Below are 16192 nucleotides of genomic sequence, written 5' to 3'. Positions count from 1 at the left end.
AGACAACAATGAAGATCGCAGTCCTGCCGGGTGACGGCATCGGTCCCGAAATCGTTGCAGAGGCCGTCAAGGTACTGAACGCGCTCGACGAGAAGTTCGAACTGGAAACCGCGCCGGTGGGCGGCGCCGGCTACGAGGCCGAAGGCCATCCGCTGCCGGAAAATACGCTCAAGCTGGCCAAGGAAGCCGACGCTATCCTGTTCGGCGCCGTCGGCGACTGGAAGTACGACAGCCTGGAGCGCGCGCTGCGCCCCGAGCAGGCCATCCTGGGCCTGCGCAAGCACCTGCAGCTGTTCGCCAACTTCCGTCCGGCGATCTGCTATCCGGAACTGACCGGCGCCTCGAGCCTGAAGCCCGAGCTGGTCGCCGGCCTGGACATCCTGATCGTGCGCGAGCTGAACGGCGACATCTACTTCGGCCAGCCGCGCGGCCTGCGCGAAGCGCCGGACGGTTTGTTCAAGGGTGAGCGCGAAGCCTTCGACACCATGCGCTACAGCGAGCCGGAAATCCGCCGCATCGCGCATGTGGCATTCCAGGCCGCGGCCAAGCGCGGCAAGAAGCTGTGCAGCGTCGACAAGGCCAACGTGCTCGAGACCTTCCAGTTCTGGAAGGACATCGTGATCGATGTCAGCAAGGAATATCCGGAGGTCGAACTGTCGCACATGTATGTGGACAACGCGGCCATGCAACTGGTCAAGGCGCCCAAGAGCTTCGACGTGATCGTTACCGGCAATATGTTCGGCGACATCCTGTCGGACGAGGCGGCGATGCTGACCGGCTCGATCGGCATGCTGCCGTCGGCGTCGCTGGATGCGAACAACAAGGGCCTGTACGAACCCTCGCACGGCTCGGCGCCGGACATCGCCGGCAAGGGCGTGGCCAATCCGCTGGCGACCATCCTGTCGGCGGCGATGATGCTGCGCTACTCGCTGAACAAGGCCGAGCAGGCCGACCGCATCGAGAACGCCGTGAAGAAGGTGCTGGCCCAGGGCTACCGCACCGGCGACATCCTGACGCCGGGCTGCAAGCAGGTTGGCACCCGCGAGATGGGTGAGGCCGTGCTGGCGGCACTGTAAGTCACACGCAAAAGGGCACCGCCATCGCGGTGCCCTGCGTTTTATTTGTCCCCAATTTGCACGCTGCGGCAGCGCCGCAAAATCGTGTAGACTCTGCCGATGGCCCGATTTTCCCAGTCCACCCTGACTGCTGTTGTCGCCCTGACCGCTACCCGCGGCCCGGTCGGCACGATCTCGCTCGGCCAGACCGCAACGACGATTAAAACCATTATTAAAACCGCGATCGCCTAGATCCGTTCGTCGTGCCTGCCCGTCTTCCCCGCGCAGCCACGCCGGGCGAGGAAAATGGCGGGGAAGTAAAAATCACATCCGAGGTAAATCATGATTGTAGGTCTCGTCGGTTGGCGGGGAATGGTCGGCAGCGTCCTGATGCAGCGCATGCAGGAAGAGCGTGATTTCGACCATATCGAGCCCGTCTTCTTCAGCACGTCCAACGCCGGCGGCAAGGCGCCCGCCATGGCCAAGAACGAAACCACGCTCAAGGATGCCAACGACATCGAGGCACTGAAGAAGTGCGACGTGGTGCTGACCGCCCAAGGCGGCGACTACACCAACGAAGTCTTCCCCAAGCTGCGCGCGGCGGGCTGGAAGGGCTACTGGATCGACGCGGCGTCGTCGCTGCGGATGAAGGACGATGCCATCATCGTGCTCGATCCGGTCAACCAGGGTGTGATCAAGGACGCGCTGTCCAAGGGCGTCAAGAATTTCATCGGCGGCAACTGCACCGTCAGCTGCATGCTGATCGGTCTGGGCGGCCTGTTCCAGGCCGACATGGTCGAGTGGATGACCTCGATGACCTACCAGGCTGCCTCGGGCGGTGGCGCCCAGCACATGCGCGAGCTGCTGACCCAGTTCGGCACGCTGAACGCTTCGGTCAAGCCGCTGCTGGACAACCCGGCGTCGGCCATCCTGGAGATCGACCGCCAGATCCTGTCGACCCAGCACGGCCTGTCGGCGGAAGAAACCAAGCAGTTCGGCGTGCCGCTGGCCGGCAACCTGATCCCCTGGATCGACAAGGACCTCGGCAACGGCCAGTCCAAGGAAGAGTGGAAGGGCGGCGCCGAGACCAACAAGATCCTGGGCCGCGGCGAGGGCTTCCTGGGCGCGACCGGCGCCACGCCGATCGCCGTCGACGGCCTGTGCGTGCGCATCGGCGCGATGCGCTGCCACTCGCAGGCGCTGACCATCAAGCTGCGCCGCGATGTGCCGCTGGACGAGATCGAAGGCATGCTCGCCGCGCACAACCCGTGGGCCAAGGTGGTGCCGAATACGCGCGAAGCCAGCATGACCGACCTGACCCCCGCCGCCGTGACCGGCACGCTGACCATCCCGGTCGGCCGCCTGCGCAAGATGCAGATGGGCGGCGAGTACCTGTCGGCCTTCACGGTCGGCGACCAGCTGCTGTGGGGCGCGGCCGAGCCGCTGCGCCGCATGCTGCGTATCCTGATCGAGTCCTGATCGAATCCTGATTGCAGGCCGCCGCCTGTGGCCTGGTTGCGCGCGTTGCAGCCAGGCAACAGAATGCAGCGCTTTGCTTACGACGCCGCGCCCGTGCGCGGCGTTGTTGTATCCGGGCGCCTATTTTCCTGGGCGATGCGTCACAATACGCCGGCATGCGCCCCCCGTCCGCAGGGACGGGCGCCTGCGCGCGGGCTGGCAAAGGGGCCGTTCAGAATGCTCCGCCGGCCGGGCGGACCTGGTTTATGGGGTCGGTTTGTCGATTCATATCGCTACTAAAACATAACGGAGCACAAGGTGAGTGTGAGCCAACATCGCCGGAAAGATGCGCCTACTGCCCGTCAGCGCTGGTCAACGCTGGCCGTCACGGCACTGGGCCTGCTGCTTGCGCAGCCGGCCGCGTATGCCGCGGGGTTCGGGCAATTGCGGGTTCAGTCGAATCTGGGGCAGCCGCTGCAGGCTGAGATCGACATCAGCGGGGTCACCGCCGAGGAGGCCGCGGGGCTCAGCGTCAAGCTGGCGCCGCCGGGCGCCTATGCCGCGGCCGGCTTGACCTACCTGCCAGCCGTAGGCAGCCTGCGGCTGGAAGTGGAGCGCCGCGCCAACGGCAGCTACGTGGCACGGGTCCGTTCCAGCCAGCCGATCAGCGAGCCCTTCGTCGATATCCTGGTCGACATGAGCTGGGCCAGCGGCAAGGTCTCGCGCGCCTACACCTTCCTGCTCGACCCCGCCGGGGCCAGGGCTTCCAACCAGACCTTCTCGCCGGCACCGGTGGTGCAGGCCGCCACGCCCGACGCACCGGCCGCGCCGGCACCTGCCGCCGCGCCACCTGCGCCGGTGCAGCAGGCCGCGCCCAGCGCCGAGGCCGAGCCGGCCCGGCCGGCCGCACCCGCCCGTCCCGCGCGACCGAGCGCCAGGCGCGCCGCGGCGCCGGCCGCCGGCACCGACATGGCCCCCGGCGGCGGCTACACCGTGCAGCGCGGCGACACGCTCTATGGCATTGCCGGCGAGGCCGTGCAGGGCCAAGAATCGGTCTCGCTGGACCAGATGCTGGTGGCGCTCTATCGCAACAACCCCAACGCCTTTATCGGCGGCAACATGAACCGCCTGCGCAGCGGCGCGGTGCTGCAGGTGCCGACTCAGCAGCAGGCGCAGGCCGTGACGCCCAGGGCGGCGCGCCGCGAAGTGGTGGCGCGCACGCAGGGCTTCGACGCCTACCGCAGCCGGCTGGCCAGCGCCGCCGCGGCCAAATCGGTCGAGCCCGACAGCGGCCGCCAGCAGTCCGGTAACGTGACCGCGCGCGTGCAGGAGCAGGCGGCGCCGACCGACGGCCCGCGCGATGAGCTCAAGCTCAGCAAGGCCGCGCGTGGCGTGCAGGCCGACGCCGCGGCCAAGGCCGAAGCCGAAGTCGCGCGCGAGCGCCAGCTGAAGGAAGCCGAGGCGCGCCTGGCCCAGCTGCAAAAGAATGTCGGCGACATGCAGAAGCTGCTCGAGCTGAAGAACGCCGAGATCGCCAAGCTCAGCCAGGCCAACCAGGCCGCGCTGGCCGACAAGGAAAAGGCTGACGCCGCCGCCAGGGCCGCAGCCGCCGCGCCCGCCGTGGTGCCGGCCGAGCCGCCGAAGGCCGACGCGGTAGCGGCCACCGCAGCGGCCGCAGCAACCGCGGCCGCCGTGGCGAATGCGGCAAGCGCGCCTGTCGTGCCGGCGGCCGGCGCCAGTGCCGCGGCTGCGGTGGCGCCCGCGGCAGCCTCCGCCGTGGCCGCGGCTCCCGCCTCGCAGCCTGCCGCGGACTTGGCAGCCAACGCGGCGCAAGGTGCCGCATCGGCTCCTGCGGCCAAGCCTGTCCCGCCGGTGGTCGCGCAGCCCGAGCCGGTGCCCGAACCGTCGTTCCTCGACGGCCTGCTGGCCAATCCCATGCTGCTGCCGGGCGGTGGCCTGGTGGTGGCGCTGCTGGGCGTGTACGCGATCTATCGCCGCCGCCAGAAGCAGAAGGAGGGCGAGGCCACTGGCTTCGGCGACAGCATCCTGTCGCAGGAAAGCACCGTCATGGCCGGCGCCAACTCGCTGTTCGGCACTGCCGGCGGGCAGAGCGTCGACACCTCGCAGCACAGCGTGTTCGGCGCCGATTTCCGCATCGGCAACAACACGCCCGAAGCCAACGAGGTCGACCCGATCGCCGAGGCCGAGGTCTATATCGCCTACGGGCGCGATGTGCAGGCAGAGGAAATCCTGCGCGAAGCCCTGGAGAAACACCCGGAGCAGCAGCCGGTACGGCTCAAGCTCCTGGAGATTTACAGCAACAGACAGGATGTGGAAGGGTTCCGCGTGATTGCAGAGGAAATGTTCGCCCAGACCGGCGGACACGGAGCGGAATGGCTGAAGGCCGCGGAAATGGGGCGTGCGCTGGAGCCCGGCAACGCGCTGTTCATGGTGGTGACGCCGGAGGCTGCGGGCCTCGATACGGCATCGCCGGCAACCGACCAGTGGCGCACGCAGGATCCGTCGCAGAATCCCGCCTCGATCGCGCGGCTGGAGCCGTCCCTGGGCGACCTGTCGCTGCCGCTGGATGCCTTCCCGGCGCCGGCCGCCGGCGACCCGATCGTCGCGCCCGCTTCGGCGGCGATGGTGTTCGGCGCCGAGACGCCGCAGCCGGGCGAGGCGGTGCGCCTCGACATGGGCCTGCCGGGCACCGATCCGCTTGCCGATGACGACGTGCCCACGCTCGACACGCCGACCCGCGGCCGCCCGCTGGAGTTCGACATGTCCGGGCTGTCGCTGGACCTGGGCAGCACGCCGCAAGGCAATGCCGCGGCCCCCGCCGCGCTCGACGAGGCCTCGGTGCCGCTTCCCGCCACCACCATGCTGCGCGACGGCAAGCTGGCCGAGCCGATCGACCTGTCGCGGGTGGCACCCGACACCGCCGGCAGCCTGGGCCAGAGCGTGTCGCCGAGCACGCTGTCGGCCGACGGCCTGGACGGCGGGCGCGACATGCAGATCAAGCTGGACCTGGCGCGCGCCTATATCGAGATCGGCGACAAGGAAGGGGCGCGCGAACTGCTGCAGGAAGTGGTCGAGCAGTCGCAGGATCCGCTGCAAGCCGAGGCCCGCTCGCTGCTGCTCGAAGTGGCCTGAGCTATCATTGGCGGTCCGGCCGCGGCACGCGCTGCCGCGGCCAGAAGCGATGCGCCGGAAGCGTCCCTTCCGGCGCATTTGCTTTTCCGGCGCGCCTAGCCTGCGCGCCGCCATGCTTTTTCCCCTGACATGAACCGCATCGCCCTTGGCCTGCACTACGACGGCGCCGCCTTTTCCGGGTGGCAGTCGCAGCCGCACCGCAATACCGTCCAGGACCACCTCGAAGACGCCATCGAGCGCTTTGCCGGCGTGCGCCTGCTGACCACGGTGGCGGGACGCACCGATACCGGCGTGCATGCGCTGGGCCAGGTGATCCACCTGGATACCGAACTGGAGCGCGAACCCTTTTCCTGGGTGCGCGGCGTCAACGCCTTCCTGCCGCCGTCGATCGCGCTGCAGTGGGCGCTGCCGGTCGATGACGGCTTCCATGCCCGCTTCCTGGCGTACGAGCGCATGTATTACTACGCGCTCTACACCGGTCCGCACCGGGTGCCGCTGGTGCATGGTCGCGCCGGCTACCAGATGCTGCCGCCCGGGCAACGGCTCGACGTCGACGCCATGCGCGCAGCCGCGGCGCACCTGATCGGCGAGCACGACTTTTCCGCGTTCCGCGCCGCCGAGTGCCAGGCGAAATCCCCGGTCAAGACCATGTACGACGTCACCATCCGCGACGACGGCAACTGGGTGTTCCTGCGCTTCCGCGCCAGCGCTTTCCTGCACCACATGGTGCGCAACCTGATGGGTTGCCTGGTGGCGGTGGGGCGCGGGCGCTACCCGCCGCAGTGGCTGGCCCAGGTGCTGGCCGGGCGCGACCGCAAGCTGGCGGCGCCGACCTTCATGCCGGATGGCCTCTACCTGGTCGGGGTCAAGTATCCTGATGCTTACCCGATCCCCGCGGCCGACCCGTCCGCGAGCCTGTTCCATGGAGTGTTCGATGACGCAGCCTGAGGGCAGTGCGGCGCACCTGCCGCAGCGCACCCGCATCAAGATCTGCGGCCTGACCCGCGAGGACGACGTGCGCGCCGCGGTCGATGCCGGCGCCGACGCGATCGGGCTGGTGTTCTACCCCAAGAGCCCGCGCTACGTCGACGTGGCGCAGGCCGCGGCGCTGGCCGAGGCCGCCGGGCCGTTCGTCACGGTGACGGGCCTGTTCGTCAACGCCGACCTCGAAGACATCGCCCACGTGGCCGAGCGTGTGCCGCTGACGCTGCTGCAGCTGCACGGCGACGAGACCCCGCAGTTCTGCACCCAGGCCGCCCAGCGCTGCGCCTTGCCGTTCCTGCGCGCCGCCCGTGTCCGTGCGGGGCTCGATTTGGTAGAATTCGCCGACCAATACCGTGATGCCGCTGCCTTGCTGCTCGATGCCTTCGTCGAAGGCTATGGCGGTGGCGGCCACGTCTTCGACTGGACCCTGATTCCTCCGGCATGGCTTCCGCCCAATCCCCCGGTTATGGCAACCGGCAACCCGAACGCAAGCGGCGCTCCTCGCATCGTTTTGAGTGGTGGGTTGAACGCGCAAAACGTCGCTGGCGCGATTGAACGCGTGCGCCCCTACGCCGTCGATGTCAGCAGCGGGGTAGAGGCCGCCAAGGGCGTGAAGGACCACGCCCGCATTGCCGAGTTCGTGCGCGCTGTCCGCAGCGCCGAGGCCGGATGAGCCGGGGCGAAGACCAATCCCTTGCCCACCTCCGTGTCCCGCCGCTTCCAGGCGGCCGTTGCGCACCCAGTCAACCATGCGCCCTTGCCGGCTGAGGCAAGGCCGCTGTTCCGAAGAGCCTAGACATGTACGACCTGCCCGATTCCCGCGGCCATTTCGGCCCCTATGGCGGCACCTTCGTGTCCGAAACGCTGGTGCACGCGCTCGATGAGCTGCGCGACGCCTATGCGCATTACCAGAAGGATCCCGAGTTCGACGCCGAATTCCGCCGCGAGCTGAAGCACTTCGTCGGCCGCCCGTCGCCGATCTACCACGCGCAGCGCTGGAGCGAGACGCTCGGCGGCGCGCAGATCTACTTCAAGCGCGAGGACCTGAACCACACCGGCGCGCACAAGATCAACAACGTCATCGGCCAGGCGCTGCTGGCCAGGCGCATGGGCAAGCCGCGCGTGATCGCCGAGACCGGGGCAGGGCAGCACGGCGTGGCCACCGCCACCATCGCCGCGCGCTTCGGCATGGAGTGCGTGGTCTACATGGGCGCCGAGGACGTCAGGCGCCAGGCCGCCAACGTCTACCGCATGAAGCTGCTGGGCGCGACCGTGGTGCCGGTGGAAAGCGGCTCGCGCACGCTCAAGGACGCGCTCAACGAGGCCATGCGCGACTGGGTCACCAACGTCGAGAACACCTTCTACATCATCGGCACCGTGGCCGGCCCGCACCCGTACCCGATGATGGTGCGCGACTTCCAGTGCGTGATCGGCGAGGAAGCCAAGGTGCAGATGCCCGAAATGACCGGGCGCCAGCCGGATGCGGTGATCGCCTGCGTCGGCGGCGGCTCCAATGCCATGGGCATCTTCTATCCGTACATCGAGCACCAGGATGTGCAGCTGATCGGCGTCGAAGCCGCCGGCGACGGGCTGGACACGGGCCGCCACGCGGCCTCGCTGACCGGCGGCACGCCGGGCGTGCTGCACGGCAACCGCACCTACCTGCTGCAGGACGACAACGGCCAGATCATCGAGACCCATTCGGTGTCGGCCGGGCTGGACTACCCCGGCGTCGGCCCCGAGCATGCCTGGCTCAAGGACAGCGGCCGCGCGCAATACGTGCCGGTCACCGACGAGGAAGCGCTCAAGGCCTTCCACGACTGCTGCCGCATCGAGGGCATCATCCCGGCGCTGGAATCGAGCCACGCCATCGCCTATGCCTGCAAGCTGGCGCCGACGCTGCCCAAGGACAAGCTCTTGCTGGTGAACCTGTCCGGCCGCGGCGACAAGGACATGCACACCGTGGCCGAGCGCGCGGGACTCAAGCTCTGATGCGCGCGCTGCCTCCGACCGGACTTGCCGTGGGCGGCGCCGGCGCGCCGGATGCTGCCGGCGCCCCCGACTCCGCCCCGCTGCGCCTGTTCCAGGAAGACATGTTCGAGGGCATTGCGCGCCTGCCGGATGGGTCGGTCGACCTGATCGTCGCCGATCCGCCGTACGGGCTGGGCAAGGACTACGGCAACGATTCCGACCTGCTGTCGGGCCAGGCCTATCTGGACTGGTCCGAGCGCTGGATGGACGCGGTGGTGCCCAAGCTCGCGCCCAAGGGCACGCTCTATCTGTTCTGCACGTGGCAGTACTCGCCGGAGCTGTTCGTGATGCTGAAGCGGCGCCTGACCATGATCAACGAGATCATCTGGGACCGCCGCGTGCCCAGCATGGGCGGCACCACGCGCAAGTTCTCGTCGGTGCACGACAACATCGGCTTCTTTGCCAAGGCGCGCGACTACTACTTCGATCTCGACCCGGTGCGCATCCCGTACGACCCCGAGACCAAGAAGGCGCGCAGCCGTCCACGCTTCGAGGGCAAGAAGTGGCTGGAGGTGGGCTACAACCCGAAGGACCTGTGGAGCGTCTCGCGCATCCACCGCCAGGATCCGGAGCGTGCCAACCACCCGACGCAGAAGCCGCTGGAGATCGTCGAGCGCATGGTGCTGTCGAGCTGCCCGCCGGGCGGCCTGGTGCTGGATCCGTTCGCCGGCAGCGGCACCACCGCGGTGGCCTGCCTGCGCCACGGCCGGCGCTTTGTCGGCTACGAAATCAACCCCGAGTACGTGCAGGTGGCGTGCGGGCGCGTGGCCGCTGCTGCAGAGGCCATGCCCGCGATCGAGCCCGATGCGACCCCAACCCTGGCCGCCGCCAACGACGATGTCTCGCCGGCGCCGCGGCCTCACCTGATTCCCTGAATATGTCCCGTATCCAGAAGACGTTCGCGGCGCTGGCCGCGCAGCAGAAGAAGGGCCTGATTCCGTTCATCACCGCCGGCGACCCCGAGCCCGGCCTGACCGTGGCGCTGATGCAAGCGCTGGTGGCGGGCGGCGCCGACGTGATCGAGCTGGGCGTGCCGTTCTCCGACCCGATGGCCGACGGTCCGGTGATCCAGCGCGCCTCCGAGCGCGCGCTGGCGCAAGGCGTGTCGCTCACGCAGGTGCTGCAGTGGGTGCGCGAGTTCCGCCAGACCAACGCCGACACGCCGGTGGTGCTGATGGGCTACGCCAACCCGATCGAGCGCATGGGCGAGGCGGCCTTCGCCAAGGCCGCCAGCGCCGCCGGCGTCGACGGCGTGCTGGTGGTCGACTATCCGCCCGAGGAGTGCGAGTCGTTCGCCGGGCTGATGCGCGACCACGGCATGGACCCGATCTTCCTGCTGGCGCCGACCTCGACCGATGCGCGCATCCAGGCAGTGGCGCGCGTCGCCAGCGGCTACCTGTACTACGTCTCGCTCAAGGGCGTGACCGGCTCGGCCGCCATCGACCTCGACAGCGTGGCGGCGCGCCTGCCGCTGATCAAGCAGCACGCCAACCTGCCGGTCGGGGTGGGCTTCGGCATCCGCGACGCGCAGACCGCGCGCGCGATCGGCAGCGTGGCCGATGCCGTGGTGATCGGCAGCCGGCTGGTGCAGTTGCTGGAAGACGCCCCGCGCGAGCAGGCGGTGGCGACTCTGCAATCGTTCATCGCCGAAATTCGCCAGGCGCTGGATGCCTGAAGTGATTCATTGCCGGCCTGGGGCGGGGCGAAAAGTGCGTTATCGTGCGCAATTCGCGCGTTGCGCTTCGAGCTCACCGGGCCGGCGTGGTAAATTCGCGGGTTGATTCCCTGCCTTCCGCCAACCGGCGCCCCGACCATGGGTCTGCCGGCGGACCGCAGTCATCCGAAAGGAGCTTTCATGAGCTGGTTGGATAAACTCCTGCCCCCCAAGATTCAACAGACCGACCCCAGCACCCGCAAGGGCATCCCCGAGGGGTTGTGGGTCAAGTGCCCGTCGTGCGAGTCCACCCTGTACCGGACCGACGTCGAGGCTAACCTGCACGTCTGCCCCAAGTGCGACCACCATATGCGCATCAGCGCGCGCGCGCGCCTGGACGCGCTGCTGGACGCCGAAGGCCGCTATGAGATCGGCCAGGAGATCGTGCCGGTCGACGCGCTCAAGTTCAAGGATTCCAAGAAGTACCCGGACCGCATCAAGGCCGCCATGGAAGACACCGGCGAGACCGATGCCATGGTGGTGATGGGCGGTGCCATCCACACCATCCCGGTGGTGGCGAGCTGCTTCGAGTTCGAGTTCATGGGCGGCTCGATGGGCTCGGTGGTGGGCGAGCGCTTCGTGCGCGGCGCGCAGGCCGCGCTCGAGCAGAAGGTGCCGTTCATCTGCTTTACCGCCACCGGCGGCGCGCGCATGCAGGAAAGCCTGCTGTCGCTGCTGCAGATGGCCAAGACCACGGCGATGCTGAACCAGCTGAGCGCGGCCAGGCTGCCGTTCATCAGCGTGCTGACCGACCCGACCATGGGCGGCGTGTCGGCTTCGTTCGCCTTCCTGGGCGACGTGGTGATCGCCGAGCCCAAGGCGCTGATCGGCTTTGCCGGCCCGCGCGTGATCGAGCAGACCGTGCGCGAGAAGCTGCCGGAAGGCTTCCAGCGCTCGGAGTTCCTGCTGACCAAGGGCGCCGTCGACATGATCGTCGACCGCCGCAAGATGCGCGCCGAACTGGCACAACTGCTGGCGCTGCTGCAGAAGCAGCCCGCCGACGCGGTGGCATAACGCCGCCACGATCGCGATACCGAAGGCGCGGGTGGTTGACGCGCCTTTCGCCTTTTCTGGACGGGCGCGGCGCCGGGCCCTTGACTTTGCGCCCGCCTGCCCGAATCTGGTAGCAAACGCTTCAAAACGCTTCCCTCGAACACCCGAAATGCCTGTCTTCCACACGCTCCCCGAATGGCTCTCCCATCTCGAAACCGCCCATCCAGTGGGCATCGACATGGGCCTGACGCGCATCACGCGCGTGAAGGAAGCCCTCGGGCTGCGCATCGACGCCGCCGTCTTCACCGTGGGCGGCACCAACGGCAAGGGCTCGACCTGCGCCATGCTCGAGCGCATCCTGCTGGAAGCCGGCTACAAGGTGGGCTGCCATACCTCGCCGCACCTGATCTCGTTCAACGAGCGCGCGCGCCTGAACGGCGAGATCGCCACCGATGCGCAACTGCTGCCGCACTTCGAGGCGGTCGAGCATGCGCGCAACAGCTTTGCCGACCCGGTCAGCCTGACCTACTTCGAATTCACCACGCTGGCAATCCTGCATTTCTTTGCCGCGGCCGGCCTCGATGCGATCGTCCTGGAAGTGGGGCTGGGCGGCCGCCTCGATGCGACCAATGTGATCGATACCGACTGCGCCATCATCACCAGCGTCGACATCGACCATACCCAGTACCTGGGCAACACCCGCGAGGAAATCGGCTTCGAGAAGGCCGGCATCTTTCGCCCGGGCGTGCCCGCGATCTGCGGCGACCCGGTGCCGCCCAAGTCGCTGCTGGCGCACGCCGAAGCGGTCGGCGCCGAGCTGTGGCTGGTGGGGCGCGACTACCATTTCCAGGCCGCCAAGGGCCAGGAGCGCCAGCAATGGGACTGGAGCGGCGGCGGGCGCAAGCTCAACGGCCTGGGCTATCCGGCGCTGCGCGGCGCCAACCAGCTGCTGAATGCATCGGCGGCGCTGGCGGCGTTGCAGGCGCTGCGCGAGCGACTGCCGGTGAGCGCGCAGGAAGTGCGCAACGGCCTGGCCTTCGTCGAGCTGCCGGGCCGGTTCCAGGTGCTGCCGGGCCGTCCGGCCGTGATCCTCGACGTGGCGCACAATCCGCATGCGGCGGCGACGCTGGGGCAGAACCTCGAGAACATGGGCTTCTTCCGCTACACCTACGCGGTGTTCGGCGCGATGCAGGACAAGGACATCGCCGGGGTGCTGCAGCATGTGGCCGACAAGGTCGACCACTGGTGCCTGTGCGACCTGCCCACCGAACGCGCGGCCAGCGCCGCGGAGCTGCTCGGCAAGCTCGAGGCAGGGGGCTTCCAGCCCGGCCCGGATGCGACCGCGGCCTGCTTTTCCAGTCCCGAGGCGGCATTCCGCGATGCCATCGAGCGTGCCACCGAGAATGATAGAATTCTGGTCTTCGGATCGTTCTATACCGTCGCCGGCGTGATGGCCTACCGTGCCACGCAGGCTAACTGAAGCGGGCGTCCCGGCGCGCGCTGTGCTGGCAACCCCGGCGGCCTTGGCCGATCACTGAGCGGCAAACGCAACGAGCGGCCCACCGGGCCGTATCACCGAACCAATCTATGGGCCTGCTTTCGCTGTTTTCCTCCCGCAAGGGCAACGACCCGGCACCCGAGCGTGCCCGGCGCCAGCGCGCCGAGACGGGTGCGGGCATCGCCTCGTCGCGCCGACTGGCCGACGAGTATGCCGACGACACGCTGGACCCTGAATTTCCGCAGAAGCAGCGCGCGCGCCGCCGGCTGATCGGCGCCGTGGTGCTGATGGTGGCCGCCGTGATCGTGCTGCCGATCGTGTTCGAAACCAAGCCGCGGCCGGTGTCCGACGACGTCTCGGTCAAGGTCGCCAACGGTGTCACCAGTTCGCACAAGCCGCGCGTCGAGCCGCGCAAGGCCGATCCGCTGCCGCCCGCGCCGGCCTCGCCGGCGTCGCGAAACGATGCCGCCGCGCTCGATGCCGGCGAGGAAATCGTCAATGCGCCGAAGCCCTCGGCGGCTGCCGCCGACAAGCCCGCGCAGCGCACCGAAGCCAAGCCCGAGCCGAAGCCTGAAACCAGGACCGAAGCCAAGACCGGCAGCGGCAAGTACCTGATCCTGATCGGCGCGTTTTCTTCCGAAGAGCGCGCCAAGGGCTGGCTGGCCAAGCTCAAGGCGAGCAAGGTGCCGGCCTATGTCGAAAAGAAAGTGCTGGCCGATGGCGAGCGCATCCTGCTGCGTGCCGGTCCCTTCAACGACCGCGACGCCGCCGATGCCGCCGACAAGCGCGTGCGGGCGGTGGGGCTGACCTCGAAGGTCGTGGAACAGTAAGGGCGCCGCGGCCGGCGCGCGTGCGCGGCCGCCAGCAACGATGCAGCCGACTTTCTTCGACTATGCCGTGGTCTTTATCCTGCTGGCCTCGGGCCTGCTGGGCGTGCTGCGCGGGCTGGTGCGCGAGGTGCTGTCGCTGATCGGCTGGGTGGTGGCGTTCTGGGTGGCGTTCCGCTACGGCGCGGTGGCCGCGGGCTGGATGCCAGAGTCGCTGCCGGGCGGCGAGCTGGCCCGCCATGCGCTGGGCTTCGTGGTGCTGCTGATCGGCACCGTGCTGGGGGCCTCGCTGGCCGGCATGGTGGTGGGGCAATTGCTGGAGAGCACCGGCCTCAAGCCTGCCGACCGCGGCCTGGGACTGGTGTTCGGCCTGCTGCGCGGCGTGCTGCTGGTGATGGTGATGGTGACGCTGGCCAGCCTGACGAAATTGCCGGAAGAACCGTTCTGGCGCGATGCGGTGAGCCGCCCCTATGTGATGCAGGCCATGGAGTCGATCAAGCCATGGCTGCCGCCGGAGCTGGCGAAGTACGTGAAGACATAAGGCCGGGCACGTTGCGCGGCTGGTAGTAACGCAGGCCTTCGGGCCCGGAGGATCCCGGGCCGGGCTGCGCCCCCTGAATCAAAGCCTTTCCTGGGAGCTTGGCATGTGCGGTATCGTCGGTGTGGTTTCAGCCACGCCTGTCAACCAACTGATTTACGACAGCCTGCTGTTGTTGCAACACCGCGGACAGGATGCTGCCGGCATCGCCACCGCCAACGGCAGTACCTTCCACATGCACAAGGCCAACGGCCTGGTGCGCGATGTCTTCCGCACCCGCAACATGCGCGGCCTGCCGGGCACCGCAGGCATCGGCCAGGTGCGCTACCCGACCGCCGGCTCGGCCTCGAGCGAGGAAGAGGCGCAGCCGTTCTACGTCAACGCCCCCTACGGCATCATCCTGGCGCATAACGGCAACCTGACCAACTGGCAGCAGCTGCGCGAGGAAATGTTCCGCCGCGACCGCCGCCACATCAACACGCACTCGGACACCGAAGTGCTGCTGAACGTGCTGGCCGACGAGCTGCAGCGCGCCAGCAACGGCATGGCGCTCGATCCGGAAATGATCTTCAAGGCCGTGGCGGGCATGCACCGGCGCGTGCGCGGCTCGTACGCGATCGCGGCGCAGATCGCCGGCTACGGCATGCTGGCCGTGCGCGACCCGTTCGGCATCCGCCCGCTGTGCCTGGGCAGCGTCGAGACCCCGACCGGCAAGGAATGGATGGTGGCATCCGAGTCCGTGGCGCTGGAAGGCATCGGCTACAAGTTCGAGCGCGACGTGGCGGCGGGCGAGGCCATCTTCATCGACCTCGACGGCAAGCTCTACAGCAAGCAGTGCGCCGACAACCCGGTGCTGACGCCGTGCATCTTCGAGTACGTCTACCTGGCCCGCCCGGATTCGTGCATCGACGGCGTGCCGGTCTACGACGCGCGCCTGCGCATGGGCGACTACCTGGCCGAGAAGATCCGCCAGGAAGTGTCGGCCGGCGATATCGACGTGGTCATGCCGATCCCGGACAGCAGCCGGCCGGCCGCGATGCAGGTGGCCAACCGCCTGGGCGTCAATTACCGCGAAGGCTTCTTCAAGAACCGCTACGTCGGCCGCACCTTCATCATGCCGGGCCAGGCGGTGCGCAAGAAGTCGGTGCGCCAGAAGCTCAACGCCATGGGCGTGGAGTTCAAGGGCAAGAACGTGCTGATCGTCGACGACTCGATCGTGCGCGGCACCACCTCGTTCGAGATCGTGCAGATGGCGCGCGACGCCGGCGCCAACAAGGTGATCTTCGCCTCGGCCGCGCCGCCGGTGAAGTTCCCCAACGTGTACGGCATCGACATGCCGACCCGCAGCGAACTGGTGGCGCATGGCCGCTCCCACGAAGAGATCGCCAAGATCATCGGCGCGGACAAGCTGGTGTACCAGGACGTGGAAGCGATGAAGCAGGCGGTGCGCGACATCAACCCCGCGCTGAACGACTTCGATGCATCGTGCTTCGATGGCCGCTACGTTACCGGCGATATCGACGAGGCCTACCTGGAGCGCCTGGAAACGGCGCGCAGCCAGGCCGACCGCGACGGCACCGGCGGCGACACCGAGCGCTCGTCACTGCACCTGCAGCGCTCCGGCGGCAACGAGTAAGCCGCGCGCCGCGCGCCCGTGCGTTGACGGATGCGAAGCCCGGCCGTAACATGGCCGGGCGTCGATTTGATAGTCAGCTTGCGGACGCGGGTCCAGCCCGAAACAGCTAAAGAGATGGTGGTTGCAGTGTTTGCCAGTCCGCGCAGTGCCTGCGCAACTGGCCGCCCAACCGCCACAGCCTGCCGAAGGCCTCCGCAGAACAGCAAGCCCGTCGATCCGACCATTCGATCGCACGGGCTTTTTTCATGGCCGGCCGCCTTGCCGCGGCAGGCCACAACCATTGCATTCGCGCGGGTACGACCGCG

General features: G+C 68.2%; 14 protein-coding genes. All 14 read left to right on the top strand.

Features of this window, described 5'->3' with window-relative positions:
* The first annotated feature begins 8 nt into the window (after nucleotides 1-8).
* The 14 genes from leuB (at nucleotide 9) to purF (ending at nucleotide 15887) form a co-directional block, all read left to right on the top strand.
* Complete coding sequence (leuB, locus tag GA0116996_RS09310; protein ID WP_029050120.1) at nucleotides 9-1076, top strand: 3-isopropylmalate dehydrogenase; 1068 nt, start codon at nucleotides 9-11, stop codon at nucleotides 1074-1076.
* Nucleotides 1077-1175: 99 nt separating this feature from the next.
* Complete coding sequence (locus tag GA0116996_RS28540) at nucleotides 1176-1307, top strand: hypothetical protein (RefSeq protein ID WP_012353360.1); 132 nt, start codon at nucleotides 1176-1178, stop codon at nucleotides 1305-1307.
* 90 nt (nucleotides 1308-1397) lie between these two features.
* The gene (asd, locus tag GA0116996_RS09305; RefSeq protein WP_092309730.1) at nucleotides 1398-2534 is read left to right on the top strand and encodes an aspartate-semialdehyde dehydrogenase; all 1137 of its coding nucleotides are present in this window, start codon (nucleotides 1398-1400) and stop codon (nucleotides 2532-2534) included.
* A gap of 297 nt (nucleotides 2535-2831) precedes the next feature.
* A complete protein-coding gene (locus GA0116996_RS09300) occupies nucleotides 2832-5666 on the top strand; it encodes a motility hub landmark protein FimV (RefSeq protein ID WP_092309727.1) in 2835 nt (944 codons plus the stop codon).
* Between the two features lie 129 nt (nucleotides 5667-5795).
* On the top strand, nucleotides 5796-6614 hold the full coding sequence (truA, locus tag GA0116996_RS09295) for a tRNA pseudouridine(38-40) synthase TruA (protein ID WP_092309725.1): 819 nt from the start codon (nucleotides 5796-5798) through the stop codon (nucleotides 6612-6614).
* Nucleotides 6601-7323, top strand: a complete 723-nt coding sequence (locus GA0116996_RS09290) for a phosphoribosylanthranilate isomerase (protein WP_018005195.1) — start codon at nucleotides 6601-6603, stop codon at nucleotides 7321-7323. Before truA ends, GA0116996_RS09290 begins: the two co-directional genes overlap by 14 nt.
* 125 nt (nucleotides 7324-7448) lie before the next feature.
* Nucleotides 7449-8642 (top strand): tryptophan synthase subunit beta, encoded by a 1194-nt coding sequence (gene trpB, locus GA0116996_RS09285; RefSeq protein WP_092309723.1) that lies wholly within the window; start codon nucleotides 7449-7451, stop codon nucleotides 8640-8642.
* Nucleotides 8642-9556: a DNA-methyltransferase gene (locus tag GA0116996_RS09280; RefSeq protein ID WP_092309721.1), complete on the top strand. Its 915-nt coding sequence runs from the start codon at nucleotides 8642-8644 to the stop codon at nucleotides 9554-9556. Before trpB ends, GA0116996_RS09280 begins: the two co-directional genes overlap by 1 nt.
* Before the next feature lie 2 nt (nucleotides 9557-9558).
* Nucleotides 9559-10356, top strand: coding sequence for a tryptophan synthase subunit alpha (gene trpA, locus GA0116996_RS09275; protein WP_092309717.1), 798 nt, complete (start codon nucleotides 9559-9561; stop codon nucleotides 10354-10356).
* Between the two features lie 180 nt (nucleotides 10357-10536).
* The gene (gene accD, locus GA0116996_RS09270; protein WP_092309714.1) at nucleotides 10537-11409 is read left to right on the top strand and encodes an acetyl-CoA carboxylase, carboxyltransferase subunit beta; all 873 of its coding nucleotides are present in this window, start codon (nucleotides 10537-10539) and stop codon (nucleotides 11407-11409) included.
* A 148-nt stretch (nucleotides 11410-11557) separates the two neighbouring features.
* A complete protein-coding gene (folC, locus tag GA0116996_RS09265; RefSeq protein ID WP_092309711.1) occupies nucleotides 11558-12868 on the top strand; it encodes a bifunctional tetrahydrofolate synthase/dihydrofolate synthase in 1311 nt (436 codons plus the stop codon).
* A gap of 107 nt (nucleotides 12869-12975) precedes the next feature.
* Nucleotides 12976-13716, top strand: coding sequence for an SPOR domain-containing protein (locus GA0116996_RS09260; RefSeq protein WP_092309708.1), 741 nt, complete (start codon nucleotides 12976-12978; stop codon nucleotides 13714-13716).
* Between the two features lie 40 nt (nucleotides 13717-13756).
* Nucleotides 13757-14254 (top strand): CvpA family protein, encoded by a 498-nt coding sequence (locus GA0116996_RS09255; RefSeq protein WP_025585719.1) that lies wholly within the window; start codon nucleotides 13757-13759, stop codon nucleotides 14252-14254.
* 103 nt (nucleotides 14255-14357) lie between these two features.
* Entirely contained in the window at nucleotides 14358-15887 is a 1530-nt protein-coding gene (gene purF / locus GA0116996_RS09250; RefSeq protein WP_092309705.1) for an amidophosphoribosyltransferase, read from the top strand.
* The last annotated feature ends 305 nt before the right edge of the window (nucleotides 15888-16192 follow it).

The organism is Cupriavidus alkaliphilus, assembly GCF_900094595.1.
GTDB classification, from domain to species: Bacteria; Pseudomonadota; Gammaproteobacteria; order Burkholderiales; family Burkholderiaceae; genus Cupriavidus; species Cupriavidus alkaliphilus.
The sequence above is the reverse complement of the archived record's forward strand: the minus strand, read 5'-3'. Positions and strand labels throughout refer to the sequence as shown.